We start from the raw sequence: 23,901 nt of genomic DNA, 5'->3' as shown, positions 1-23,901 counted from the left end.
GTCATGCGTAATACTGGTGCTGATATTCTGGTCGTTGACGACGAAGCGGACATCCGCGAACTGGTCTCGGGCCTGCTTGAGGACGAAGGCCATTCGGTCCGCACGGCGGCCAATTCGGACGAGGCGCTGGCCGCCATCCGGGCGCGCAAGCCCTCCCTGGCGGTGCTCGACATCTGGATGCAGGGCGGCGGCCTGGACGGGTTGGAACTGCTCGATGTCGTGCGCGAGCTGGATCAAGACCTGCCGGTCGTCATGATCTCGGGGCACGGCAACATCGAAACCGCCGTCAGCGCCCTGAAGCGCGGCGCCTATGACTTCATCGAAAAGCCGTTCAAGTCCGACCGGCTGGTCGTGGTGGTGGAGCGCGCCCTGGAGGCGGCCGCCCTGAAGCGTGAAAACCGGCGCCTGCGCGCCCAGACGCTGACGCCCAGCGGATTGATCGGCAAGTCCGTCGCCGCTCAGACTCTGCGCAGCACCATTTCCAAGGTCGCGCCGGCCAACAGCCGCATCCTGATCTCAGGCCCGCCGGGTTCCGGCAAGGAACTGGCGGCGCGCCAAATTCATGAGGCGAGCCCGCGCGCTAAAGCCGAGTTCGTCGCCATTTCCGCCGCCGGGATGGCGCCCGAACGCCTGGATGTCGAACTGTTCGGGGAGGAAGGCGTCGATGGTCGGCCGCGCAAGATCGGCGTTTTCGAGCAAGCTCATAACGGCACCCTGTTCCTGGATGACGTCGCTGACATGCCGCGCGAAAGTCAGAGTCGCATCCTGCGCGTCCTGGTCGAGCAACGCTTCCGTCGGGTCGGCGGCGAACAGGACGTTCAGGTCGATGTGCGGGTCATCAGCTCGACCTCGCGCGATCTGCGCATCGAGATCGGCGAGGGGCGCTTCCGCGAAGATCTCTTCCACCGCCTGAACGTGGTGCCGATCCGGGTGCCGCCGCTGTCGGAGCGTCGCGAGGATATCGCCGAGTTGGTAGAGTATTTCGTGGAGAGTCTTTCGGCCTCACAAGGGTTGCCGCATCGGCGGATCGCCGACGACGCCCTGGCTGTGCTTCAGGTCCATCCCTGGCCGGGCAATGTGCGCCAGTTGCGCAACAACATCGAACGCCTGCTGATCCTGGCGACCGGCGGTCCGGATGAGCCGATCACGGCGGACATGTTGCCGCAGGAGGTGGCGTCGTCCGCCAGCCCGACATCCTTGGGCGCCGACCGCATCATCGCCCTGCCGTTGCGTGAGGCGCGCGAAGTGTTCGAGCGGGAGTATCTGTCGGCTCAGATCATGCGATTCGGCGGAAATATCTCGCGTACGGCCGCCTTCATCGGCATGGAAAGATCTGCGTTGCATCGCAAGCTTAAGTCGCTGGGCGTGTCGCCCGCACGCGGCGGAGACGAAGAAGGAGAGGGCGCCTGATGTCCAGGGTCGCCTATGTAAACGGCATCTATCAGCCGCACGGTCAGGCCGTGGTCCATATCGAGGATCGCGGGTTTCAGTTTGCCGACGGCGTCTATGAGGTCTGGTCGGTCTTCGACGGCAAGCTGGCTGACTATCAGGGCCATCTGAGCCGCTTGGCCCGCAGCCTGACTGAACTGCGGATCGACATTCCCATGTCGGCCGAGGCTCTGGGCATCGTGCTGCGTGAGACGATCCGCCGGAACCGGGTGCGCAACGGCATCGTCTACATCCAGATCACGCGTGGCACCGCGCCGCGCGACCACGCCTTCCCCAAGGACGTGGCGCCCAGCGTCATCATCACCGCCAAGTCGATCGACCTGAAGAAAGGCGAGGCTCTGGCCGCCAAGGGCGCAGCCGGCGTCACGCATCCGGACATGCGCTGGGGCCGTTGCGACATCAAAACTGTGGGTTTGCTGCCCAACGCCCTGGCCAAGCAGGCGGCGCGCGATCGCGGCGCCTATGAGGCCATCCTGTTCGATGAAATGGGCATGGTGACCGAGGGCTCCTCGACCAACGCCTGGATCATCGATGAGAACGGCAAGCTGCGGACCCGCGACACCCAGGCTAACATCCTGCGAGGCATCACCCGCGCGGCGATCATGAAGCTGGTCGAGGCCGAGGGGATTGAGCTGGAAGAGCGCGCCTTCAGCGTCGAGGAGGCCAAGCGCGCGCGCGAGGTCTTCGTCACGGCGGCCAGTTCCTTCGTCATGCCGATCGTTTCGCTGGACGGAACCCGCATCGGCGACGGCAAACCCGGCCCGGTGGCGACCCGCCTGCGCGAGATTTATCTGGAACAGGCGCGCCGCGAAGCCATTTAAGGCGTTGCCGCATCGGCGGGGGCGTGGCTAAGGTCGCGGATGCGAGCGACGCGCCCGCGTTGCGGCCATTCCGCCGCCGATTAAAAAGACCAAGAACAGGATCAACCTGCCATGTCGCAAGACAAACGACAGAACCTCCAGGACACCTTCCTGAACAGCGTCCGCAAGACGAAGACCCCGCTGACCATCTTCCTGGTGAACGGCGTCAAGCTTCAGGGCATCGTCACCTGGTTCGACAACTTCTGTGTGCTGCTGCGTCGCGATGGCCAATCGCAGCTGGTCTACAAGCACGCCATCTCGACCATCATGCCGTCCGCGCCCGTGCAGCTGTACGAGCCCGACGCCGAAGAAGACTGATTGACCTCCAAACTCATTGACCACGCCGTCCCGCTGATCCGGGCCGTCGTCATTCACCCCGACCGACGCGGCGACAATGCGCGCCACGCGACCGAACGCCTGGAAGAAGCCGTGGGCCTGGCCCAGGCGCTGGACCTCGACGTGCGGGCGCAGGAGATCGTGCGCTTGCGCTCGGTCACGCCCGCCACCCTGATCGGTCGAGGCAAGCTGGAAGAAATTTCAGCGTTGATCCTGGCTGCCGACGCCGAAGCGGTCGTCGTCGACGATCAGCTGACGCCGGTGCAGCAGCGCAACCTGGAACGTTTCTGGGACATCAAGGTCATCGACCGCACCGGTCTGATCCTGGAGATCTTCGGCCGCCGCGCGCGCACCCGCGAAGGGCGTCTGCAGGTCGAGTTGGCGCGTCTGGAATACGAACGCTCTCGCCTGGTCCGCACCTGGACCCACCTGGAGCGCCAGCGCGGCGGCACGGGCGGCACGGGCGGTCCCGGCGAAACCCAGATCGAGCTGGACAGGCGGATGATCGCCGACCGCATCGTTCGCCTGAAGGCCGAACTGGAAGAGGTGCGTCGTACGCGCGGCCTGCACCGCAAGGCGCGCAAACAGGTTCCATTCCCGTCGGTCGCCCTGGTCGGCTACACCAATGCGGGCAAGTCGACGCTGTTCAACCGGCTGACCGGGGCCGAGGTGATGGCCAAGGATCTGCTGTTCGCCACCCTGGACACTACGCAGCGCACCATCCGTCTGCCGCAGGGACGTCCCGCCATCATCGCCGACACCGTGGGCTTCGTCTCGGACCTGCCGCACGAACTGGTCGAGAGCTTCCGCGCCACGCTTGAAGAGGTCGGCGAGGCTGATCTGATCCTGCACGTGCGCGACATCGCCTCGCCCGACAGCGCCGCCCAGGCCAAGGACGTCGAGGCGGTGCTGGAGCAGATTCCGACGCCCGAGGGCAAGACGCGCCGCATCCTCGAAGTCTGGAACAAGATCGACCTGCTGGAGCCCGAAACCCGCGAAGCCGTGGTCGGCCAGGCCGAACGCCTGGCGCGCGAGGGACAGGCCGTGGCCGTCTCCGCTTGGACCGGCGAGGGGATCGAGACCCTGCGTGAGATCATCGCGGGCCTGATCGACGATGATCCAGAGACTCACCTGACGGTCGAGCCGCATCGCGGCGACCTGCTGGCCTGGCTCTACGCCAACGGCCGGGTGACGGGGCGCGAGACGGACGATGAGGGCCGGGTCCACCTGACGGTCCGCCTGCATCCCGCCGCGCTGGGGCGGCTTGAACGGCTGTATCCGGACGCGATCGACTGATCCTGTCATGCATCTGATCGAGACCATCCTCTTCCTGCTGCTGGCCGTGGTGCTGTCGGGATGGGTGGCTCGCATCACGCGCATCGCCCTGCCTCTGGTGCAGATCGCCCTGGGGGCGGGGGTGGTGCTGATCACGGGGCAGTCGGTCGACCTGAAGCCGGATGTCTTCTTCCTGTTGTTCCTGCCGCCGCTGCTGTTCGTGGACGGTTGGCGCATCCCCAAGGAAGCCCTGTTTCGGGACAAGGTGGTGATCCTGGAACTGGCGCTGGGGCTGGTGGTCTTCACCGTGGTCGGCCTGGGCTTCCTGATCCACTGGATGATCCCGGCCATGCCGTTGGCCGTGGCCTTCGCCTTGGCGGCGATCCTGTCGCCTACGGACCCGATCGCGGTGCAGGCCATCGCCGGGCGCGCGCCGATCCCCAAGCGGCTGATGCACATCCTGGAAGGCGAGTCGCTGTTGAACGATGCGACGGGCCTGACCTGTATGCGGATCGCTGTTATTGCGGCGACGACCGGCGCCTTTTCCCTGAGCAGCGCTTTCGGAACCTTCGCCTGGCTGGCGCTGGCGGGCGTGGCGGTGGGCATCGCCGTCACCCTGGCCATCGGCCTGGTGAAGGCCTTCATCAGCCGCCGCTGGGGCGAGGACGTCGGCGGCCAGATCCTGATCAGTCTGCTGATGCCCTTCGCGGCCTATCTGGCGGCCGAAGCCATCCACGCCTCGGGCATTCTGGCGGCGGTGGCCGCCGGCGTGACCATGAGCTTCACCGAGCGCCAGGGTTCAGCGCTAGCCGCCACGCGTATCCGCCGCGCCGTGGTCTGGGATACGGTGCAGTTCGTCGCCAACGGCCTGATCTTCGTCATCCTGGGCGAGCAGATGCCGTCCATCATGGCCCGCGCGGCCGAGGTGATCCGCTCCACCCAGCACAGCGAGGTCTGGTGGCTGGCTGTCTATGTCTTCGCCATCGTCGCCGCTCTCGCCGTATTGCGTTTTGTCTGGGTGTGGACGTCGCTGAAGCTGACCCTGTTTCGCCGCAAGGGCCGCAGCGCGCCGCCCAAGGTCGGCCTGAGGCTGGTGGCGGTCATGTCGCTGGCCGGGGTGCGCGGCGCGATCACCCTGGCGGGCATATTGACGCTGCCCTTCTATCTGGCGGACGGCTCGGCCATGCCGGCGCGGAATCTGGCGATCTTCCTTGCGGCGGGAGTGATCATCGTCTCCCTGGTCCTGGCGACAGTCGCCTTGCCGCGTCTGCTGAAGGGCGTGCAGCTTCCGCCCGAGGACGATCATCAAGCCGAAGAAAGCCGGTCCCGCGTCGCCGCCGCCTGGGCCGCCATTCGCGCTATTGAGGACGCCCAGCACGCCATGGCCGAGGGCAAACTCGACCCTGACTTCTACGCCGAGACGGCGACGCGGGTGATGGAAGTCTATCGCCACCGCATCGACATGCGGGCCAACATGGAGGCTGACGCCGTTGTCCAGGCCCGCCGCGCCGATGAGATCGAACGCCGTCTCCGTCTGATCGGTCTTGTCGCTGAACGTGAAGAACTGGTGCGCCTGGGTCGCCAGCGGCTGATCGATGAAGAGACAGCGCGCAAGCTGATCCGCGAGATCGACCTGCAGGAACTGCGCTACGTCTGAAGAACTGGAGTAGCCGCTTCTATCGCTCGCCGCTTGGATTCCTCAAGCCGGTTGAGAGCCTCGATAGTTTCCTCGGAAAGAGGTGTTTCGCAACGCCTCACGACGTGCGCAATTGCTGATCCAAAGTCCAGGCAGGCAACCAGCCCTCGAAGGACCTCATGCGCGTCTGCCGAATGCAACCCAATGAAAGTGACTTCGGTCTGGTTGTCTTGGTCATTGACGCGGGCATTCAGAAACACTGCACGAGGATTTGGATGCCCACCGAACGAGATAGATTGCTCATAAGCTTCGTAGACAAAATCGGCGCTTCCATCGTGTTCAGCATTAAGCGTTTTAGCGACATCCTTGACTGCGCTACCGAATTTTTGTCGGCACAGCTTAAGGTGATCGGCGCTCTGATCGCGGTCCTGCCATATTGCTTCAAGATCCTGATTGTTCCAGGCGAGATGTGCATAGCAAGCTGATTCGAGTGCCGTGCGCAGGACGGAAAAAATCGCGCTTGAGTGTCCGCTAAGAGCCACTCGGACACCTGCGAGGAAGAGCATGTAGGAGTTCATGGCTAGAAGAACAGGAATGGGTCTGTTCTTTGGCAGCCGTGCCCAGCCGTCCTGTGCTAGGAAATCCGTCAGCTCTGAAAGGCAGTCGACAAGAGGGCCTGATTTTTCTAAGAGTTCTTGGGTAGTCTCATCGGCACTTTTTAGATACGTGCGAAGTTCATTGGCCGCCGTGGTCATGCTTTCTCCACCGCCTTGGCTGCGTCCCAGAGGGCGTCCATTTCGGCCAGGTTTGACTGTTCCGGGGTGCGGCCGTCTTTGGCCAGTTCAGCCTCTATGAATTCGAATCGGCGCACGAATTTGGTGTTGGCGGCGCGCAGGGCGTCTTCCGGTTCGACCTCCAGCTTGCGGGCCAGATTGGCGACGACGAACAGCAGGTCGCCCAGCTCCTCGCGGGCCTTCTCCTTGTCGCCGGCGGCGATCTCGACGCGCAGTTCCTCGACCTCTTCGGCCAGCTTGTCGAAGACCTCGTCGGTCGAGGGCCAGTCGAAGCCGACGCGGCCTGCGCGCTTGGTCAGCTTGGCGGCGCGGGTCAGCGCGGGCAGGCCGACGGGCACGTCGTCCAGCACGCCATGCTGTTCCTTGGCCTTGCGCTCGGCGGCCTTGATATCCTCCCAGCGGTCCTTCTGGGCCGGGCCGCTGGCCTTGGCGGCCTCGTCGCCGAAAACGTGCGGGTGGCGGCGAACCAGCTTGTCCGCCATGGCCTCGGCCACATCCTCCAGCCGGAAATGCCCCGCCTCTTCAGCCATGCGCGAGTGGAAGACCACCTGGAACAGCAGGTCGCCCAGTTCGACCCTCAGCTCGTCCATGTCGCCGCGCTCGATAGCGTCGGCGACCTCATAGGCCTCCTCGATCGTATAGGGAGCGATCGTCTGGAAGGTCTGCTCCACGTCCCAGGGACAGCCGCCGTTCGGATCGCGCAGGCGAACCATGATGTCCTTCAGGCGGTCGACGGGATGGGTCATTCAGGCGTGTCCGGCGTCTCTTTGCGCCAGGGCGGCGCGGATTTCGTCATGCCGCTGCGGCGTCAGGGGATAGCCCTTCAGCACCCAGGCGGTGGCCGCCAATAGCAGGCCCGGTACGGCGATGAACAGGATCTGCAGGACCAGCAGCGAGAACTCGCTGTTCCTCTCCGGCCCCGGCAGGGCCCTGAACCCCACCAGCGGCAGGATGGCGTAGGGGATCAGGGCGAAGACGTGACCCATCTTGGTCGTGGCCGACAGGATGGAGAACATCATGCCGGTGCGGTCCACGCCCGTCTCCAGCCGCACTTCGTCGCCGGCGTCCGCCATCATGGCGCGCAACAGGAACAAGCCCGCCGCATAGGGCAGGCCGGCGATGAACATGGCGACCGCCGTCAGGGCGAAGTTGCCGCCGGGAACCAGGGTCGCGCCGACGTAGAAAACGGCGAAGATCAGGCTGGCCACGGCCAGGGCGCGGTCCTTGCCGATCTTGGTCGCCAGCCAGGCCCAGATGGGCGCCCCGACCAGGCCGGCCATGAAGTAGATCAGCATGAACAGCGACGCCTGGGTGTGGTCGTAGCCCTTGATCTGACCGAAGAAGAAGAACAGCAACGACCCGGTGATGCCCGGCGCGATGCCCAGCAACAGGTCGGCGATCAGCAGCTTGCGCACCGTCTTCATCTTGAACAGGGCCAGGTAGGCGCTCGGCCCGCCGTGCGGTGCGGCGCCCGCGTTGACCGGCTCGGGCACGGCGACCATGGCCAGGCCGATGGTCAGCGGCAGGGCGATGATGATGGCCCAGCCCATGATGCGAACGCCGTCGACGTAGTTTCCCAGGCCCGTCTTCACCACGATGGTCGGCAGGATCAGGATCAGGATCACGCCGATGATGTTGAACACCTGCCACCAGCCGTAGACGCGACTGCGCTGGTCGTACTGCGGCGCCAGCACGGCGGCCCAGCCCAACTGGCCCAGGGTTCCCATCGAAAATCCGAGGTAGAGCACCAGCAGCCAGGCGAACAGATAGACCGGCCCGGCGCCCGGCTGGACCGTCACGAACATCATCAGCGCCGCCAGCATCAGGATCGGCGTCGCCACCGCCATCCACGGGCGGTAGCGGCCCAGACGCGTGCGCGTCTTGTCCATGCCCCAGCCGATGAAGGGGTCGAACACGATGTCGATCAGCCGCACGGCCATGAAGACGGCGGCCACCATGCCCATCTCCATGCCGACATGGGTGGCGTAGAATTCCGGCAGAGTCACCGGCAGGGCCACGCCGAAGGCCGCCAGCGGCAGGCACGGGCCTGAGAAGGCGGCTAGGATGGCGTTGGACCGGCGCGGCGCGTCGGGCGCGGCGATGGCGGACGAAGGCGCGGCGGTTGCGGTCATGCGGTCACGGCCCGATCACGGCGCGAGTCGGCCGCAACCGTCACCATGCAGGTTTTCGACGCAGGCGCGAAGACCGCGCGGGGGCTTGCGGCGACTCTCATCCTGGGGCCTGCTGCGGCCATGTGGAAAGCGTCCGCTTCTCTCTTCGCCGCCCTGACCGTCGCCGCCTTAGCCGGGCAGGCGCGCGCCGAGGCGCCCGAACCGATTCCGACGGCGCAAATCTGCGACCGGACGCCCGGCGCATGGGACGATACGGCCGAGGCGAACGCCATATCGCTCTATGCCTTGGAGTGGACGCCGTTCGGGCCTTCGGAACTGGGTTGGGAAGCCTATGTGCCGCTGATGCAGCAAGAGGTCGGCTCGCCCTGCGATCCGACGTCAGCGGGTTTCGCCGAGGCCCTGGCGACGTTTCAGGCGCGCTATGGCCTGGCCGCCAGCGGACGGTTCGACCAAGCGACTTTCCAGGTGTTGCGCGGGCTGTGGCAAGAGCGACGGCCCTTCGTCATGGCGCGGGTGAGGGGCGAATGCCCCGATCCGCCGCCTGTCGGCGACCTGGCCTATCTGACGACAGGCGAGGAGCACGCCGAGCGCCTGACGCGCCTGCTGCGTCGCGACGTGCTGGACGCCTATCGCGCCATGGCGGCGGCGGCGCGCGCCGAGGTTCCCGAGATCGCTGCAGAACCGGAGCTGTTGCGCGTCTTCTCCTCCTTCCGCGACCCTGAGGCTGATGCAGCGCGATGCGCCCGCGACGGCAATTGTGACGGCATACGTCGCGCCGCCTGCTCGCCGCACCGCACCGGCACGGCCGTCGACCTGTATGTCGGCCACTTGCAGGGCATGGGGGTCGATTCCACCGACGCCCACAGCCGTCGCCACATGAGCCAGACCCCGACCTATCGCTGGCTGGTCAAGAACGCCGGGCGGTTCGGCTTCGTGCCCTACGTCTATGAACCCTGGCACTGGGAGTGGGTCGGTCGATGATCCGGCCCTTGGCTCACGGCGAAGCGGCGCTGGCGCGCGAGGTGTTCGGACGCGACCTACGGTTGGACGACATCCGCTTCCTGGGTTCGCCCTGGCCGTTCGTCCGCGCCTTCGTGCCGGGGCGTTGGTTCGGGCGCGACTGGATCGTCTGGCCCAAGGCGAGCCTGGCGCCGGATTTGTCACAGGCGCCGCTGCGAACTCAGGCCGTCTTCGTTCATGAGCTGGTTCACGTCTGGCAGGCCCAGAACGGCGTCAACCTGCTGACCGGAAAGCTGAAAGCGGGTGACGGGCCGGGCGCCTACGCCTATCCGGTGGATGAGCGCTGCGAGTGGATCGGTCTGAACATCGAACAGCAGGCCATGGTGGTTGAGCACCGCTTTCTGCAGTCGAGGGGCGCGCGGGTTCCGGCCGATCCGGCCTTCTATCAGCGCATCTGTCCGATCGGCATGGCGGATTTTTGAAACGAGGCTCTTGTAGAGCCGCATGCGAACCTTAAATCAGGCACTAACTCAGTTGCTATATGGGCGTCATATTTCACTCTCCCTGGACCCGTAACGCCCAAGAAGCTGCACGGTTAATATCATGCGCCAGCCAGCACTCTTTTTTGGTCACGGCTCCCCCATGAACGCCTTGGGCGGTCCCTTCGCGGACGCCTGGCGCGCGCTGGGAGAGGAGATCGGCAAGCCGAAAGGCGTCGTCATGGTCTCGGCTCACTGGGAGACACGCGGGCTGGGCGTGACGGCGCAGACGCGACCGGAAACCATCCATGATTTCGGTGGCTTTCCACCTGAACTTCACGCCATGCAGTATCCTGCGCCCGGCTCGCCCGCTCTGGCGGACCGGGTGGCGGAGCTGACCGGCGCGGTTCAGACGACGCAGTGGGGACTGGATCACGGAACCTGGTCCGTGCTGGCTCATGTCTGGCCGGACGCTGACGTGCCCGTGGTGCAGTTGTCGCTGGATCGCACCATCGACGTCCGCGCGCATTATGAACTGGCCAAGCGCCTGCGTCCCTTGCGTGAGGAGGGCGTGATCGTCGCCGGTTCGGGCGACTTCGTGCACAATCTGCGGACGTGGAAGCGGGCGGGCGGCGAGCCCTATGACTGGGCCGTCGACTTCAACGAGGCGGTCAAGCGCGCCTTCACGGCGGGCGACCATGACGCCCTGATCGACTGGGTGCATCTGGCCGAGCAGGCGCAGCTCAGCGTGCCGACGGACGAACATTATCTGCCGCTGCTCTATGTGGCCGCCCAGCAGGCGCCGGGCGAGCCCTTGAGCTTCTTCAACGACGTGATCGAGGGCGGCTCGATCTCGATGACGGGCGTCCGGATCGGCTGACCGGACGCCGCGCTACCTATCTTAACGGCGGCCGCCGCGCAGAGCGTTGTCCAGCGACCACGGCCCCGGTCCGGCGAAGACCAGATACAGGAAGACGAAGCAGTAGAGGGCCGCCAGCTCCCCGCCGTTGTTGATGGGGTAGGGGCTCTGCGGCGCGTGGGCCATCCAATAGGCTGCGGCGGTGAAGCCCGACAGGATGAAGGCGGTCGGGCGACTGAACAGGCCCAGCACCAGCAGGACACCGCCGACCAGTTCGATCGGCCCGGACCAGCCCGCCAGCGTCGACAGGTCGACCACGCCGCCGCGCCCGCCTGGCGGGAAGCCCAGGATCTTCTGCGCGCCGTGCTGGAGCAGCAGCAGGCCGGAGACAATTCTCAGAATGCTGAGAAAATGCGGCTCCCAATTGGCCAGGGATGTCGAACGTCGGGCCATGAAGTCTCCTCGGCCGTAGCGCCCCGCAAGCGGGACCGAACAGCCGAGGGTATGACACTGGCGCCGAACGGCAAGCGCCTTGTCACGCGCGCTTCAGTTCATCCTCAACCATCTTCTGGATGGTCACATAATCGGTCTTGCCGGTGCCCAGGACCGGGATGGTGTCGACCTTGATGATCTTCTTCGGCACGGCCAGCTCCGGCGCGCCGTTATCGCGGGCCCATTCCGTCAGACGGGCGCTTTCGGCGCCTGCGACGTCTGTAACCAACACCAGGCGTTCGCCCTTCTTGCTGTCGGGCACGGCGACCACGGCGTGGTGGCCGGTCGGCCAGACGCCGCCGGCCATGCCCTCGACTGCTGTCAGGGACACCATCTCGCCGCCGATCTTGGCGAAGCGTTTCACCCGACCCAGGATGGTGATGTAGCCCTCGGCGTCGATGTCGACGATGTCGCCGGTGTCGTGCCAGCCGTCAGCCAGTGGCTCCAGATTGTCGGGGTCGTTCGGCGAGATGTAGCCTTCCATCACGTTCGGCCCACGCAGGTAAAGGCGACCGCCGACCTCGATGCCCTCGACCGGCTCGATCCGGTATTCCATGCCCGGCAGGATCTGGCCCACCGTGCCCGGCCGATTGCGGTCAGGATGGTTCACCGCCACCACGGGCGCCGCCTCGGTGGCGCCGTAACCTTCCAGCAGTTCGACGCCGCCGAACTTGGTGTTGAACATCTGGCGCGTTTCGTCGCGGACCTTTTCCGCACCCGCCACGGCGAACTGCAGGGTGGCGAAGTCGCCGGGTTCAGCCACGCGGGCGTATTGGTTCAGGAAGGTGTCGGTCGCGAACAAGATCGACGCCTTCACCTGGGGCAGCAGGTCGGTGATCTGCTTGGCGTGCAGCGGCGAGGGATATTCAAACGCCTTCAGCCCCTGCAGCAGCGGCAGGATGACCCCGCCCGTCAGGCCGAAACAGTGGAAGGTCGGCAGCGGGTTGAACATGACCCAGTCAGGGTCTAGCTCGATGTGGGCGGCCACCTGGCGGGCATTGGCGACCAGGTTCTTCTGGCTCAGCACCACGCCCTTGGGCGCGCCGAAGCTGCCTGAGGTGAACAGGACCACGCCCGCCGAATCCGGGTCGGTCTTCACGCGGAACCGCTTGGGCGCCATGCCGGCGCTGAGGCCGAACAACTTGTCGGCCAAGCCGATGGTTTTGCGGATGTCGTCCAGCCAGACGATCTCGGAAACCTCGCCCAGGGTCTCCATCAGGTCGTCCAGCTTGGCCTGGGTGACGAAGCGCTTGGCCGACAGGATCTTCTTCACGCCCGCCGTTTTCAGCGCCGCCGTCAGATTGGCCTCGCCCGAGGTGAAGTTCAGCATGACCGGCACGCGCCCGAAAGCGTGCAGGGCGAAGAAGGTCACGACCACGCCCGCGCTGGACGGCAGCAGCACGCCGACGCGTTCGCCCGGCTGAGTCAGTTTGGCGATCTTGCGGCCCAGCACGAAGACGGCGCGGATCAGGCCGGTATAGGTCAGGGGGTGGCGATCCTGGTCCTCCAGAATCTCCTTGTCGCCGTAGCGGGCGCGCGCATCGACCAGCGCGTCGAACAGAGTCTCGTCGTAGACCTTTTGGTCCAGGGCTGCCCGCAGCAAGCACGTCCTCCTTCGGAGAGCTCTGAGGGGGCTCTCTCGGTTACAAGAGGCCGGAACCTAGTGACGTAAGGTCGCCTTGAAAAGATGCGTAACGCCGCGTGATGGCGTTCTGTTCTCGGACTGAAACCGTCTGTGCCTTGCCTTTGTACATCGGAAGGCCGACATAGCCTCAAGAATTGGGCCGCCTTCATAAACAGGAGCCAGACCGCCGGCGATGGTCACGCTGATCGACACCCTGCAGAAGAAGCCGTCCGAGCTTCGTCACCCGGAAAAGCAGAACCGCCCGGAATCGGCGGTGCTGAAGAAGCCTGACTGGCTGCGCGTGAAGGCGCCCGGCTCGGGCCAGTACAACGCGACCAAGGACATCGTGCGCTCCAAGGGGCTGCACACCGTCTGTGAAGAGGCCGCCTGCCCGAACATCGGCGAGTGCTGGAGCCAGAAGCACGCCACCCTGATGATCATGGGCGACACCTGCACGCGGGCCTGCGCCTTCTGCAACGTGAAGACCGGCTTGCCGCAGCCGCTGGACCCGGAAGAGCCGGCCAAGGTCGGTCTGGCCGTGGCCCAGATGGAGCTGAACCACGTCGTCATCACCTCGGTGGACCGCGACGACGTGTCCGACGGCGGCGCCGCCCATTTCGCCGAAGTGGTGCGCCAGATCCGCATTCAGGCGCCCAAAACCACGATCGAAATCCTGACGCCCGACTTCCTGCGCAAGGACGGCGCGGCCGAGGTGATGATCGACGCGACGCCCGACGTCTTCAATCACAACCTCGAGACGGTTCCGCGCCTCTATCTGAAGATCCGCCCCGGCGCCCGCTATTTCCACTCCCTGCGCCTGCTGCAGATGGTCAAGGAGCGCGACCCGAACCAGTTCACCAAGTCCGGCATCATGGTCGGCCTGGGCGAGACCAAGGAAGAGGTCATGCAGGTGATGGACGACATGCGCTCCGCCGGCGTCGACTTCATCACCATCGGCCAGTACCTGCAGCCGACGCGCAAGCACGCGGCCATCGACCGCTTCGTCACGCCCGAAGAGTTCAAGGCCTATGAGGCGATCGCGCGGGCCAAGGGCTTCCTGATGGTGTCGTCCTCGCCGTTGACGCGCTCGTCGCACCACGCGGGTGACGATTTCGCTCGGCTGCGGGCGGCGCGCGAGGCCCAATTGTCGTCCCGGAACGGCCGCTGATCCTTTGGCCGTCCATCGCGTAACGCGCATCCTGCCCTATGCGCCGGAACAACTCGCCGCGCTGGTGGCGGACGTGCGCGCCTATCCCGACTTCGTGCCGTGGATCACGTCCATGCGCGTCTGGAACGTGCGGGACGAGGCACCGGGCGTGCACCTGCTGGACGCCGAGGCGGGGGTCGGCTTCGCCTTCCTGACCGAGAAGTTCTCGACATGGGTGCGTCACGACGTTCATGCGCCCAAGGTCGAGGTCGGCCTGATCCGCGGTCCGTTCAAGCATCTGAAGAACCGTTGGGAGTTCCATCCGCATCCGCAGGGAACGCGCCTAGAATTCTCCATCGACTTCGCCTTCAAGTCGCGCATGCTGGACATGATGCTTAAGGCGAACTTCGACCGGGCGGTCGATAAGCTGATCCAGTGTTTCGAGAGCCGAGCCAAGGCTCTCTACGGTAAGAGGTAGGACCATGGGCGCGCCTTTCGACTTCGATGCGACGGTCGTGGGCGCGGGGGCTGTGGGGCTGGCTTGCGGCCGGGCGCTGTCGCGACGCGGCCTGACGGTGCTGGTGCTGGAGAAGGAGCCGCACATCGGCCAGGGGGTCTCCTCGCGCAATTCCGAGGTGATCCACGGCGGGCTCTACTATCCGACCGGCTCCCTGAAGGCGAAGTTCTGCGTCGAGGGAAGGCGCGCCCTCTATGACTTCCTGGAAAGCCGCAAGGTCGATCATTGGAAATGCGGCAAGCTGGTCGTGGCGACCGAGGAAGCAGAGGTCGAACGCATCGAGGCCATCTTCCAGCAGGCCACGACCAACGGTGTTGAACGGCTCGAGCATCTGACCGGCGCCCAGGCGCGAGCGCTGGAGCCGGAGTTGAACGCTCACGCCGCCATTCTGTCGCCCGAGAGCGGGGTGTTCGACAGCCACGGCTATATGCTGGCCCTTCAGGGCGAGATCGAGGACGCGGGCGGCGCAGTCGTCATCTCGGCGCCGTTCGAGGGGGCGGAACGCCTGCCAGGCGGAGGATTCTCCATCCGTGTGGGCGGGGAGGGGGCGATGACCCTGACCAGCCGCCTGCTGGTCACGGCGCCCGGCCTGTCGGCGCAAGAGGTCGCGGCGCGAATCGAGGGCTACCCGACGGCAGACATTCCCGCGCGCCATCTAGGCAAGGGAATCTATTTCCGCCTGACAGGACCGGCGCCGTTCGACCGCCTGATCTATCCGCCGCCGATTCCCGGCGCGCTGGGCACCCACTACCGCAAGGATCTGGGCGGGCAGGGCGTGTTCGGCCCCGACCTGGCCTATGTCGAGACCGAGGACTATTCGGTCGATCCGGCCAAGGCGGAAGAGTTCGCCCGCTATATCCGCCGTTTCTGGCCCGGCGTAACGGTCGAGCGGCTGACGCCCGACTATGCCGGCATCCGGCCCAAGCTGCACGGGCCGGGCGAACCGCAGCCTGACTTCCAGCTTCATGGCGTGGCGAATCACGGAATGGAGGGGCTGATGGCGCTGTTCGGCATCGAAAGTCCCGGCCTAACGAGTTCGCTGGCTATCGGCGAGGCCGTGGCGCAAAGCCTGACGGTCGGGGTTTGACGCCTGTTCCGTCAGTCTGCGTCGAGACCCTTGAAATCGGTTGCGTCTTCATGCATAAGCCCGCCCTCGCGTGGCGGCTCTTATCGGGGGGCCGCCGCTGTTGTTTTCGCGTCTTCACCGGCGCACCGACTTAGAGATTGAGACGGACATGGCCGTTCCGAAGCGCAAAGTATCCCCCTCGCGTCGCAACATGCGTCGTGCTCATGACGCCCTGGGCGCCAACACCTATGTCGAAGACAAGGACACCGGCGAACTGCGTCGTCCGCACCATATCGACCTGAAGACCGGCATGTACAAAGGCCGTCAGGTTCTGACCCAGCAGGAAGACTAAGTCTTCCTCTGGCGATTCGGCTTCGGTCGGGCGCAAAAAATTCAGCGGCGCGCGAGTTTCTCGCGCGCCGTTTTCGCATATGCCGCCCCAGCTTCGCCTGTGGCGATTTCAGCGGGTCTGGTCTAAACCGACCCCACCTTTTCCAACTCAGTCAGAGCGCAGAGTTTCATGACCGATATCGTCGACATCGTCGCCCGCCAGATTCTCGACAGCCGGGGCAATCCGACGGTCGAAGTGGACGTGATCCTGGAAGACGGCAGCTTCGGCCGCGCGGCGGTGCCGTCGGGGGCCTCGACCGGCGCGCACGAAGCCGTCGAACTGCGTGATGGCGACAAGGACATGTGGGGCGGCAAGGGCGTCGAGAAGGCAGTCGACGCCGTCAACGGCGAAATCTTCGACGCCCTGTCCGGCATGGACGCCGAGGATCAGCGCCGCATCGACGAGGCCCTGATCGAACTGGACGGCACCGAGAACAAGTCGCGCCTGGGCGCCAACGCCATGCTGGGCGTCTCGCTGGCCGTGGCCAAGGCCAGCGCCATCTCGGCCGGTCTGCCGCTGCACCGCTACATTGGCGGCGTCTCGGCCCGCATCCTGCCGACGCCGATGATGAACATCATCAACGGCGGCGCCCACGCCGACAACCCGATCGACATCCAGGAATTCATGATCATGCCGACGGGCGCCGAGAACTTCTCGGAAGCCCTGCGCATGGGCGCTGAAATCTTCCACGCCCTGAAGAAGGCGCTGAAAGACGCCGGTCACAACACCAACGTCGGCGACGAGGGCGGCTTCGCCCCGAATTTGGCCTCGGCTGACGAAGCCCTGACCTTCATCACCAAGGCGGGCCAGGCGGCCGGCTATCTGGCGGGCGAGGACTTCCACCTGGCGCTGGACGTCGCCTCGACCGAATTCTTCAAGAACGGCAAATATGAGCTGACCGGCGAGGGCAAGTCCTTCGACGCCGAGGGCATGGTCAACTACCTGGCCGATCTGGTCGAACGCTTCCCGATCGTCTCGATCGAGGACGGCTGCGCAGAGGACGACTTCGACGGCTGGAAGCTGCTGACGGACCGTCTGGGCGACCGCGTTCAACTGGTCGGCGACGACCTGTTCGTGACCAACCCTCGCCGTCTGGCCGCAGGCATCGGCGAAGGTCTGGCCAACTCCATTCTGATCAAGGTCAACCAGATCGGCACCCTGTCCGAGACCCTGGACGCCGTCGATATGGCGCACCGCGCGGGCTACACCGCCGTGATGTCGCACCGTTCGGGCGAGACCGAAGATTCGACCATCGCCGACCTGGCCGTGGCGACCAACTGCGGTCAGATCAAGACCGGCTCGCTGGCTCGTTCGGACCGCACGGCCAAGTACAACCAGCTGCTGCGCATCGAAGAGATGCTGGGCGATCAGGCCGCCTATTTCGGCGACGGCATGCTGCTGAAATAAGCCGCATCACGAAGATGTGCTGGACGCCGCCTCCGAACCTCGGGGGCGGCGTTCGCAATTACGGCCAAGCTACAGTTCGTTAGGCATTTTCGGTCACTGATAGGTCACCGTGTTTATGCGCGCTCAGAAGGAGCGTCCGCCGTGCCCGAGCAGATGAAGCCCTATTTGCCGACCGTCCTGCTGTTGCTGCTGATCGCCTATCTGGGCGTACAGGCCCTGACGGGTGAACGCGGCCTGCTAAGCGGCGGTGAACGCGACGCTTTGCTGGCGCAGCGCCAGACCCAGCTGATGCGCCTGGCCGAGCAGCGTCAGGATCTGGAAGTCCGCGTTCGCTATCTGCGCACCGAGAGCCTGTCGAAGGATCTGCTGGAAGAACGGGCGAGGGCGGTGATCGGCTTCGCCGACCCGCGTGACTATGTGGTCCGCCTGAACGGCCCGGCCGGCCACAACCCTGACGCGACGCGCGCCTCCTGAACTATTGTTACAGCCCGGTCGGCTGCTTTGCGTTTCGGGAACGAAGGCTGCTAAAGCCCCTTTCCGTAACGATAAGAGTCCCTGATACAGGGGTGTAAGCCGGGAGATGCCGGATGGCGAAAGCCGCCGCTCAGAAAAACTCGCCCAGCGCGGGCGACAAGATTCCGAACACGCCTCAGGCTTCCAAGGAAGACCTGCTGCGTTTCTATCGCGAGATGGTCCTCATCCGCCGCTTTGAAGAGCGTGCGGGCCAGCTGTACGGCATGGGCCTGATCGGGGGCTTCTGCCACCTGTACATCGGTCAGGAAGCCGTGGCCGTCGGCGTTCAGGAGAGCGTCAAGCAGGGCTACGACAAGATCATCACGGGCTATCGCGATCACGGCCATATGCTGGTCGCGGGCATGGACCCGAAGGAAGTCATGGCCGAGCTGACGGGCCGCATCGGCGGATCGTCCAAGGGCAAGGGCGGGTCGATGCACATGTTCGACGTGCCAACCGGCTTCTACGGCGGTCACGGCATCGTCGGCGCCCAGGTGGCGCTGGGCACGGGCCTGGCCTTCGCGGGCAAGTACCGTGGCGATGACTCGGTCAGCTTCGTATATTTCGGCGACGGCGCCTCGAACCAGGGGCAGGTCTACGAGAGCTTCAACATGGCCCAGCTGTGGAAGCTGCCGGCCATCTACATCATCGAGAACAACCAGTACGCCATGGGCACGAGCATCGAACGCTCGTCGTCCACGACCGAACTGTATCAGCGCGGCGCCAGCTTCGGCATCCCGGGCGAACAGGTCGACGGCATGGACGTCCTGGCCGTGCGTGACGCCGCCGCCCGCGCCGTGGCCCGCGCCCGCGCCGGTGAAGGCCCCTATATTCTGGAAGTGAAGACCTACCGCTATCGCGGCCACTCCATGTCCGACCCGGCCAAATACCGGACCAAGGAAGAGGTGGACGAGGTCAAGAAGACCCGCGACCCGATCGACCACCTGAAGATGCTGCTCGCCGCCGCCAAGGCGACCGAGGACGAGTTGAAGGCGATCGACAACGAAGTGAAGGCCATCGTGGCCGAAGCTGTGCAGTTCGCTCAAGAGAGCCCTGAGCCGGATGCGTCCGAGCTCTACACCGACGTCTACGTGGAGGCCTGATACGTGACGGACATTCTGATGCCGGCGCTGTCCCCCACGATGGAAGAGGGCACGCTGACCAAGTGGCACATCAAGGCAGGCGACGTCGTGTCGGCCGGCCAGGTGATCGCCGAGATCGAAACCGACAAGGCGACGATGGAAGTCGAAGCCGTCGATGAAGGCGAAGTGCTGGAAATTCTGGTGCCGGAAGGCGCTGAGAACGTGAAGGTCAACACGCCGATTGCCCGTCTGGCGGGCGAGGAGGGGGCTGCGGCTCCGGCACCCAAGGCGGACGAGGCGCCCAAGGCTGAACCCGCCAAGGTCGAAGGCGCGCCCGCCGACGCCCCGGTCAAGCCTAAGGTTGAACTGCGCGACCCGGAAATCCCCGCCGACGCCAAGCTGGTCAAGACCACCATCCGCGACGCCCTGCGCGACGCCATGGCCGAGGAAATGCGCCGCGACGAGGCTGTCTTCCTGATGGGCGAGGAAGTCGCCCAGTATCAGGGGGCCTATAAGGTCAGCCGCGACCTGCTGCAGGAATTCGGCGACCGTCGCGTGGTCGACACCCCGATTACCGAGCACGGCTTCGCCGGTCTGGGCGTCGGCGCCGCGATGGCGGGCCTGAAGCCCATCGTCGAGTTCATGACGTGGAACTTCGGCATGCAGGCCATCGACCACGTGATCAACTCGGCGGCCAAGACCCTGTACATGTCGGGCGGCCAGATCCGTTGCCCGATCGTGTTCCGCGGCCCGAACGGCGCCGCCGCCCGCGTGGCGGCCCAGCACAGCCAGGACTATTCGGCCTGGTACGCTCAAGTTCCGGGCCTGAAGGTCATCGCCCCCTATGACGCCGCCGATGCGAAGGGCCTGCTGAAGGCCGCCATCCGCGACCCGAACCCGATCGTCTTCCTCGAGCATGAGATGATGTACGGCCTCGAGTTCGACGTGCCGGACGTCGAGGACTATGTGGTGCCGATCGGCAAGGCCAAGGTTCGTCGCGAAGGCACGGACGTCACCATCACGGCGCACAGCCGTATGGTCGGCTTCGCCCTTCAGGCCGCTGAAAAGCTGGCCGAAGAAGGGGTCTCGGTCGAGGTCGTCGACCTGCGCACCCTGCGTCCGCTGGATCACGAAACCATTGTCGAAAGCGTCAAGAAGACCAACCGTCTGGTCTCTGCCGAAGAGGGCTGGGGTCCGATGGGCGTCGGCGCCGAAGTGGTGGCGCGCGTGATCGAACACGCCTTCGACTATCTGGACGCTCCGCCGCTGCGCGTGCACCAGGAAGACGTGCCGTTGCCCTACGCCGCCAATCTGGAAGCCCTGTCCCTGCCGGGCGTCGACAAGATCGTCGCCGCCGTGAAGAAGGTGATGGCATGACGGACGCCCTGGAAGCCAAGGCTCTGTCGATCCCTGAAGGGCTCGACGGCGCCGACGAACAGGTGCTGGAGTTGATTCGTGTATGGTGGAACGTCGACGGGCCGCGGATGAACATCCGCCCGGCCCTGCGCGAACCGGCGAACATGGGCGTGGTGCTGGCTGAACTGGCCTGGCATTTCTCTCATGCCTATGCCGACATGCACGGATTCGATCAGCCGACGGCCTTCAAGGCCATCCGCGACAGTTGGGACGCCGCGCACGAAAAGGCTGCAGCCAGCCAGCCGACGGAGACCGCCCAATGACCGATATCCTGATGCCCGCCCTGTCTCCGACGATGGAAGAGGGCGTCCTGGCCAAATGGCACGTCAAGGTCGGCGACACCGTCTCGGCGGGCGATGTCATCGCCGAGATCGAGACCGACAAGGCGACGATGGAAGTCGAAGCCGTCGATGAGGGCGAAGTGCTGGAGATTCTGGTGCCGGAAGGCGCCGAGGGCGTGAAGGTCAACACGCCGATCGCCCGCCTGTCCGGCGACGCCGTGGCGCCTGCGCCCAAGAAGACCGAAGCTCCGGCCGAAGCGACTAAGGCGGAAGCGCCTAAGGCTGAGGCTCCAAAGGCTGAAGCTGCGCCCGCTCCCGCCGCGCCGAAATCGGACGACGGCGGCCGCATCTTCGCCTCGCCGCTGGCGCGCCGTCTGGCCTCCCAGGCCGGTCTGGATCTGAAGACCGTCAAGGGCACCGGCCCGCACGGCCGCATCGTCAAGCGCGACGTGGAGGCCGCAGGCAAGGGCGGCGCTCAACCGGCCGCCGCCGCGACGACGGCTGCATCCGCCGCAGAGCCGCGCAAGGCCCTGTCGCTGGCGCAGATGGGCATTCCGGACGGCAGCTACGACCTGATCCCGCTGGACGGCATGAAGAAGGCCGTCGCCCGCCGCATGGTCGACAGCGTGCAGAACGTGCCGCACTTCCCGCTGTTCATCGACTGCGAGATCGACCAGCTGATGGCCGTTCGCGCCAAGGTGAACAAGATGCTGGAGCCGCAGGGCGTCAAGGTCTCGGTGAACGACTTCGTCATCAAGGCCGCCGCCCTGGCGCTGAAGATGGTGCCGGAGGCGAACGCCTCCTACACCCCCGAAGGCATCGCCATGCACCACAACGCCGACGTCTCCATGGCGGTGGCGATCGACGGTGGCCTGATCACCCCGATCATCCGCAAGGCCGAGACCAAGGGCCTGGCCCAGATCGCGACCGAGTCCAAGGACCTGGCCAAACGTGCGCGCGAGCGCAAGTTGAAGCCGGAAGAGTTCCAGGGTGGCACCTTCTCCGTGTCCAACCTGGGCATGTTCGGCATCAAGCAGTTCACCTCGATCATCAATGAGCCGCAGGGCTGCATCATGAGCGTGGGCGCCGGCGAACAACGCCCGATCGTCAAGGACGGCCAGATCGTGCCGGCCACCGTCATGACCGTGACCCTGACCTGCGATCACCGCGTGGTTGACGGCGCGACGGGCGCCCGCTTCCTGCAGGCTTTCAAGCCGCTGATCGAAGATCCCGTGGCGATGTTGGCGTAAGGGAGGAGAGGGGTCATGACCTCGGTCTATGACTTCTCCGCCCGGGCCATTGATGGCGCGGACGTGTCGCTGGACCGCTTTCGCGGTCAGGCGTTGCTGATCGTCAATACGGCGTCCAAGTGCGGCTTCACCGGTCAATACGACGGGCTGGAGAAGCTGCACCGCGACTTCGCCGACGCGCCGTTCGAAGTCCTGGGCTTTCCCTGCAACCAGTTCGGCCAACAGGAGCCGGGGAGGGCGGCGGAAATCGCCGCCTTCTGCGCCAGCAGCTTCGACGTGACCTTTCCCTTGTTCGACAAGATCGAGGTCAATGGGCCGAACCGGCACCCGCTCTATGCCTGGTTGACCAAACAGAAGCGCGGCTTCCTGGGCTCCCAGGCCATCAAGTGGAACTTCACCAAGTTCCTGACCGACCGCGAAGGCCGCGTCATCGCGCGCTATTCGCCCCAGACTGAACCCGAGGCCATCAAGGCCGACATCGAGAAGTTGATCTGATCATGGCCCAAGAATTCGATCTCGTCGTCATCGGCTCGGGCCCCGGCGGCTACGTCGCGGCCATCCGCGCCAGCCAACTGGGCCAGAAGGTCGCCATCATCGAGCGCGAGAACCTGGGCGGCATCTGCTTGAACTGGGGCTGCATCCCGACCAAGGCCCTGCTGAAGTCGGGCGAGAAGTTCGAAAGTCTGTCGCATCTGAAGGACTACGGCCTGTCCGCCTCGGGCGCGTCGTTCGACTTCGACGCCATCATCCAGCGCTCGCGCGGCGTGGCCAAGCAGTTGAATCAGGGCGTCGGCTTCCTGATGAAGAAGAACAAGATCGAGGTCATCGAAGGTTCGGCCAAGCTCGAGAAAGGCGCCGCCGCCCCGAAGGTCGTCGTGGCTCTGAAGGCCGGCGGCTCGCGCACGATCGAAGCCAAGACCGTCATGCTGGCCGTCGGCGCCCGCGCTCGCGCCCTGCCGCAGATCGGGCTTGAGGCTGACGGCGACAAGATCTGGGCGTACCGCGACGCCCTGGCGCCGAAGAAACTGCCTAAGACCTTCGTGGTGATCGGCTCGGGCGCCATCGGTATCGAATTCGCCAGCTTCTACCGCGCCCTCGGCGCTGAGGTGACGGTCGTGGAAGCCGTCGACCGCATCATGCCAGTCGAGGACGAAGAGGTCTCCAAGGCCGCCCAGAAGGGCTTCGAGAAGCGCGGGATCAAGTTCAAGCTCGGCGCCAAGGTGACGAAGGTCTCTAAGGATTCCAAGGGTGTGAAGGTCGATCTTGAGGTCAACGGCAAGACCGAAAGCCTGGAGGCTGAGGTCTGCATCTCGGCCGTCGGCATCACCGCCAACACCGACGGCATCGGTCTGGAGGCGCTGGGCGTTGAACTGGACCGCGGCCACATCAAGACCGACAGCCATTGTCAGACCAATGTGAAGGGCCTGTACGCCATCGGCGACTGCGCAGGCGCGCCCTGGCTGGCGCACAAGGCCTCGCACGAAGGCATCCACGCCGCCGAGCACATCGCCGGCTACAAGACGCCGAACGTCCATTCGCCGATCGCCGGCTGCACCTACGCCCAGCCGCAGGTCGCCTCGGTCGGTGTGACAGAGCAGGGCGCCAAGGCCGAGAAGCGCGAGGTCAAAATCGGCCGCTTCCCCTTCAAGGTGAACGGCAAGGCCATCGCGGCGGGCGAGACCGAAGGCTTCGTCAAGGTCATTTTCGACGCCAAGACCGGCGCCCTGATCGGCGCCCACATGATCGGCGCCGACGTCACCGAGATGATCCAGGGCTACGTCACCGCCATCACCATGGAAGCGACCGAGGAAGACATCCACGGCATCGTCTATCCGCACCCGACCATGTCCGAGGCCATGCACGAGGCCGCGCTCGACGCCTATGGCCGCGTGATCCACATCTAGGGCGGTTGTTAGAAAATCTGAACTGTGGCTA

25 protein-coding genes are annotated in these 23,901 nt (G+C 65.2%); 20 read left to right on the top strand and 5 right to left on the bottom strand.

The window, feature by feature from the left end:
* Positions 1–3: 3 nt before the first annotated feature.
* From ntrX to ACU5AP_RS07890, 5 genes are all read left to right on the top strand, one after another.
* Positions 4–1,410, top strand: a complete 1,407-nt coding sequence (gene ntrX, locus ACU5AP_RS07910; protein WP_003164859.1) for a nitrogen assimilation response regulator NtrX — start codon at positions 4–6, stop codon at positions 1,408–1,410.
* A complete protein-coding gene (locus ACU5AP_RS07905) occupies positions 1,410–2,270 on the top strand; it encodes a D-amino-acid transaminase (RefSeq protein WP_128720051.1) in 861 nt (286 codons plus the stop codon). The genes ntrX and ACU5AP_RS07905 overlap by 1 nt, the downstream gene beginning before the upstream one ends.
* A gap of 111 nt (positions 2,271–2,381) precedes the next feature.
* On the top strand, positions 2,382–2,627 hold the full coding sequence (hfq, locus tag ACU5AP_RS07900; protein ID WP_003164861.1) for an RNA chaperone Hfq: 246 nt from the start codon (positions 2,382–2,384) through the stop codon (positions 2,625–2,627).
* Positions 2,628–3,941 (top strand): GTPase HflX, encoded by a 1,314-nt coding sequence (hflX, locus tag ACU5AP_RS07895; RefSeq protein WP_128720052.1) that lies wholly within the window; start codon positions 2,628–2,630, stop codon positions 3,939–3,941.
* Positions 3,942–3,948: 7 nt separating this feature from the next.
* Positions 3,949–5,577, top strand: coding sequence for a Na+/H+ antiporter (locus tag ACU5AP_RS07890; protein WP_278449213.1), 1,629 nt, complete (start codon positions 3,949–3,951; stop codon positions 5,575–5,577).
* Here ACU5AP_RS07890 and ACU5AP_RS07885 read toward each other — a convergent pair.
* From ACU5AP_RS07885 to ACU5AP_RS07875, 3 genes are read right to left on the bottom strand one after another with little or no spacing between them, the layout of a single operon-like run.
* On the bottom strand, positions 5,568–6,311 hold the full coding sequence (locus tag ACU5AP_RS07885) for a hypothetical protein (protein ID WP_446681033.1): 744 nt from the start codon (positions 6,309–6,311) through the stop codon (positions 5,568–5,570). The genes ACU5AP_RS07890 and ACU5AP_RS07885 overlap by 10 nt on opposite strands.
* The gene (gene mazG / locus ACU5AP_RS07880) at positions 6,308–7,096 is read right to left on the bottom strand and encodes a nucleoside triphosphate pyrophosphohydrolase (RefSeq protein ID WP_446681032.1); all 789 of its coding nucleotides are present in this window, start codon (positions 7,094–7,096) and stop codon (positions 6,308–6,310) included. The genes ACU5AP_RS07885 and mazG overlap by 4 nt, the downstream gene beginning before the upstream one ends.
* On the bottom strand, positions 7,097–8,482 hold the full coding sequence (locus ACU5AP_RS07875) for an MFS transporter (RefSeq protein WP_446681031.1): 1,386 nt from the start codon (positions 8,480–8,482) through the stop codon (positions 7,097–7,099).
* A 120-nt stretch (positions 8,483–8,602) separates the two neighbouring features.
* On the opposite strand from ACU5AP_RS07875, the gene ACU5AP_RS07870 reads away from it, so the two are divergent.
* The 3 genes from ACU5AP_RS07870 to ygiD all read left to right on the top strand — a co-directional run bounded on the left by ACU5AP_RS07870 (position 8,603) and on the right by ygiD (position 10,801).
* Positions 8,603–9,463 carry a D-alanyl-D-alanine carboxypeptidase family protein gene (locus tag ACU5AP_RS07870; protein WP_446681030.1) on the top strand — a complete coding sequence of 287 codons (861 nt, stop codon included), beginning with the start codon at positions 8,603–8,605 and terminating at the stop codon, positions 9,461–9,463.
* Positions 9,460–9,924: a hypothetical protein gene (locus ACU5AP_RS07865; protein ID WP_446681029.1), complete on the top strand. Its 465-nt coding sequence runs from the start codon at positions 9,460–9,462 to the stop codon at positions 9,922–9,924. The genes ACU5AP_RS07870 and ACU5AP_RS07865 overlap by 4 nt, the downstream gene beginning before the upstream one ends.
* 121 nt (positions 9,925–10,045) lie before the next feature.
* Positions 10,046–10,801, top strand: a complete 756-nt coding sequence (gene ygiD, locus ACU5AP_RS07860; protein WP_446681028.1) for a 4,5-DOPA-extradiol-dioxygenase — start codon at positions 10,046–10,048, stop codon at positions 10,799–10,801.
* Between the two features lie 21 nt (positions 10,802–10,822).
* Here ygiD and ACU5AP_RS07855 read toward each other — a convergent pair whose 3' ends face one another.
* Positions 10,823–11,233 (bottom strand): DoxX family protein, encoded by a 411-nt coding sequence (locus tag ACU5AP_RS07855; RefSeq protein WP_128720059.1) that lies wholly within the window; start codon positions 11,231–11,233, stop codon positions 10,823–10,825.
* Between the two features lie 82 nt (positions 11,234–11,315).
* Entirely contained in the window at positions 11,316–12,872 is a 1,557-nt protein-coding gene (locus ACU5AP_RS07850) for an AMP-binding protein (RefSeq protein ID WP_373863221.1), read from the bottom strand.
* A gap of 217 nt (positions 12,873–13,089) precedes the next feature.
* On the opposite strand from ACU5AP_RS07850, the gene lipA reads away from it, so the two are divergent.
* The 12 genes from lipA (at position 13,090) to lpdA (ending at position 23,870) form a co-directional block, all read left to right on the top strand.
* Complete coding sequence (gene lipA / locus ACU5AP_RS07845; RefSeq protein ID WP_003164870.1) at positions 13,090–14,064, top strand: lipoyl synthase; 975 nt, start codon at positions 13,090–13,092, stop codon at positions 14,062–14,064.
* Between the two features lie 4 nt (positions 14,065–14,068).
* Entirely contained in the window at positions 14,069–14,521 is a 453-nt protein-coding gene (locus ACU5AP_RS07840; protein WP_128720061.1) for a type II toxin-antitoxin system RatA family toxin, read from the top strand.
* Positions 14,522–14,525: 4 nt separating this feature from the next.
* The gene (locus ACU5AP_RS07835) at positions 14,526–15,647 is read left to right on the top strand and encodes an NAD(P)/FAD-dependent oxidoreductase (protein ID WP_128720062.1); all 1,122 of its coding nucleotides are present in this window, start codon (positions 14,526–14,528) and stop codon (positions 15,645–15,647) included.
* Between the two features lie 148 nt (positions 15,648–15,795).
* Complete coding sequence (rpmF, locus tag ACU5AP_RS07830; RefSeq protein WP_040345353.1) at positions 15,796–15,978, top strand: 50S ribosomal protein L32; 183 nt, start codon at positions 15,796–15,798, stop codon at positions 15,976–15,978.
* A gap of 168 nt (positions 15,979–16,146) precedes the next feature.
* Entirely contained in the window at positions 16,147–17,424 is a 1,278-nt protein-coding gene (eno, locus tag ACU5AP_RS07825) for a phosphopyruvate hydratase (protein WP_003164875.1), read from the top strand.
* A 153-nt stretch (positions 17,425–17,577) separates the two neighbouring features.
* A complete protein-coding gene (locus ACU5AP_RS07820) occupies positions 17,578–17,898 on the top strand; it encodes an FtsB family cell division protein (protein ID WP_076222450.1) in 321 nt (106 codons plus the stop codon).
* Positions 17,899–18,011: 113 nt separating this feature from the next.
* Positions 18,012–19,040, top strand: a complete 1,029-nt coding sequence (gene pdhA, locus ACU5AP_RS07815; protein WP_003164877.1) for a pyruvate dehydrogenase (acetyl-transferring) E1 component subunit alpha — start codon at positions 18,012–18,014, stop codon at positions 19,038–19,040.
* Positions 19,041–19,043: 3 nt separating this feature from the next.
* Positions 19,044–20,396, top strand: a complete 1,353-nt coding sequence (locus ACU5AP_RS07810; RefSeq protein WP_128720063.1) for a pyruvate dehydrogenase complex E1 component subunit beta — start codon at positions 19,044–19,046, stop codon at positions 20,394–20,396.
* A complete protein-coding gene (locus tag ACU5AP_RS07805; RefSeq protein ID WP_088411740.1) occupies positions 20,393–20,698 on the top strand; it encodes a DUF5076 domain-containing protein in 306 nt (101 codons plus the stop codon). The genes ACU5AP_RS07810 and ACU5AP_RS07805 overlap by 4 nt, the downstream gene beginning before the upstream one ends.
* On the top strand, positions 20,695–21,966 hold the full coding sequence (locus tag ACU5AP_RS07800) for a pyruvate dehydrogenase complex dihydrolipoamide acetyltransferase (RefSeq protein WP_128720064.1): 1,272 nt from the start codon (positions 20,695–20,697) through the stop codon (positions 21,964–21,966). The genes ACU5AP_RS07805 and ACU5AP_RS07800 overlap by 4 nt, the downstream gene beginning before the upstream one ends.
* Positions 21,967–21,981: 15 nt before the next feature.
* Complete coding sequence (locus tag ACU5AP_RS07795; RefSeq protein ID WP_003164879.1) at positions 21,982–22,461, top strand: glutathione peroxidase; 480 nt, start codon at positions 21,982–21,984, stop codon at positions 22,459–22,461.
* A 2-nt stretch (positions 22,462–22,463) separates the two neighbouring features.
* Positions 22,464–23,870 (top strand): dihydrolipoyl dehydrogenase, encoded by a 1,407-nt coding sequence (gene lpdA / locus ACU5AP_RS07790; RefSeq protein WP_128720065.1) that lies wholly within the window; start codon positions 22,464–22,466, stop codon positions 23,868–23,870.
* Positions 23,871–23,901 lie beyond the last annotated feature (31 nt).

This window comes from Brevundimonas sp. RM1, from assembly GCF_052907225.1.
Note: the sequence above shows the minus strand (reverse complement) of the source record. Positions and strands in the feature narration are given on the sequence as shown.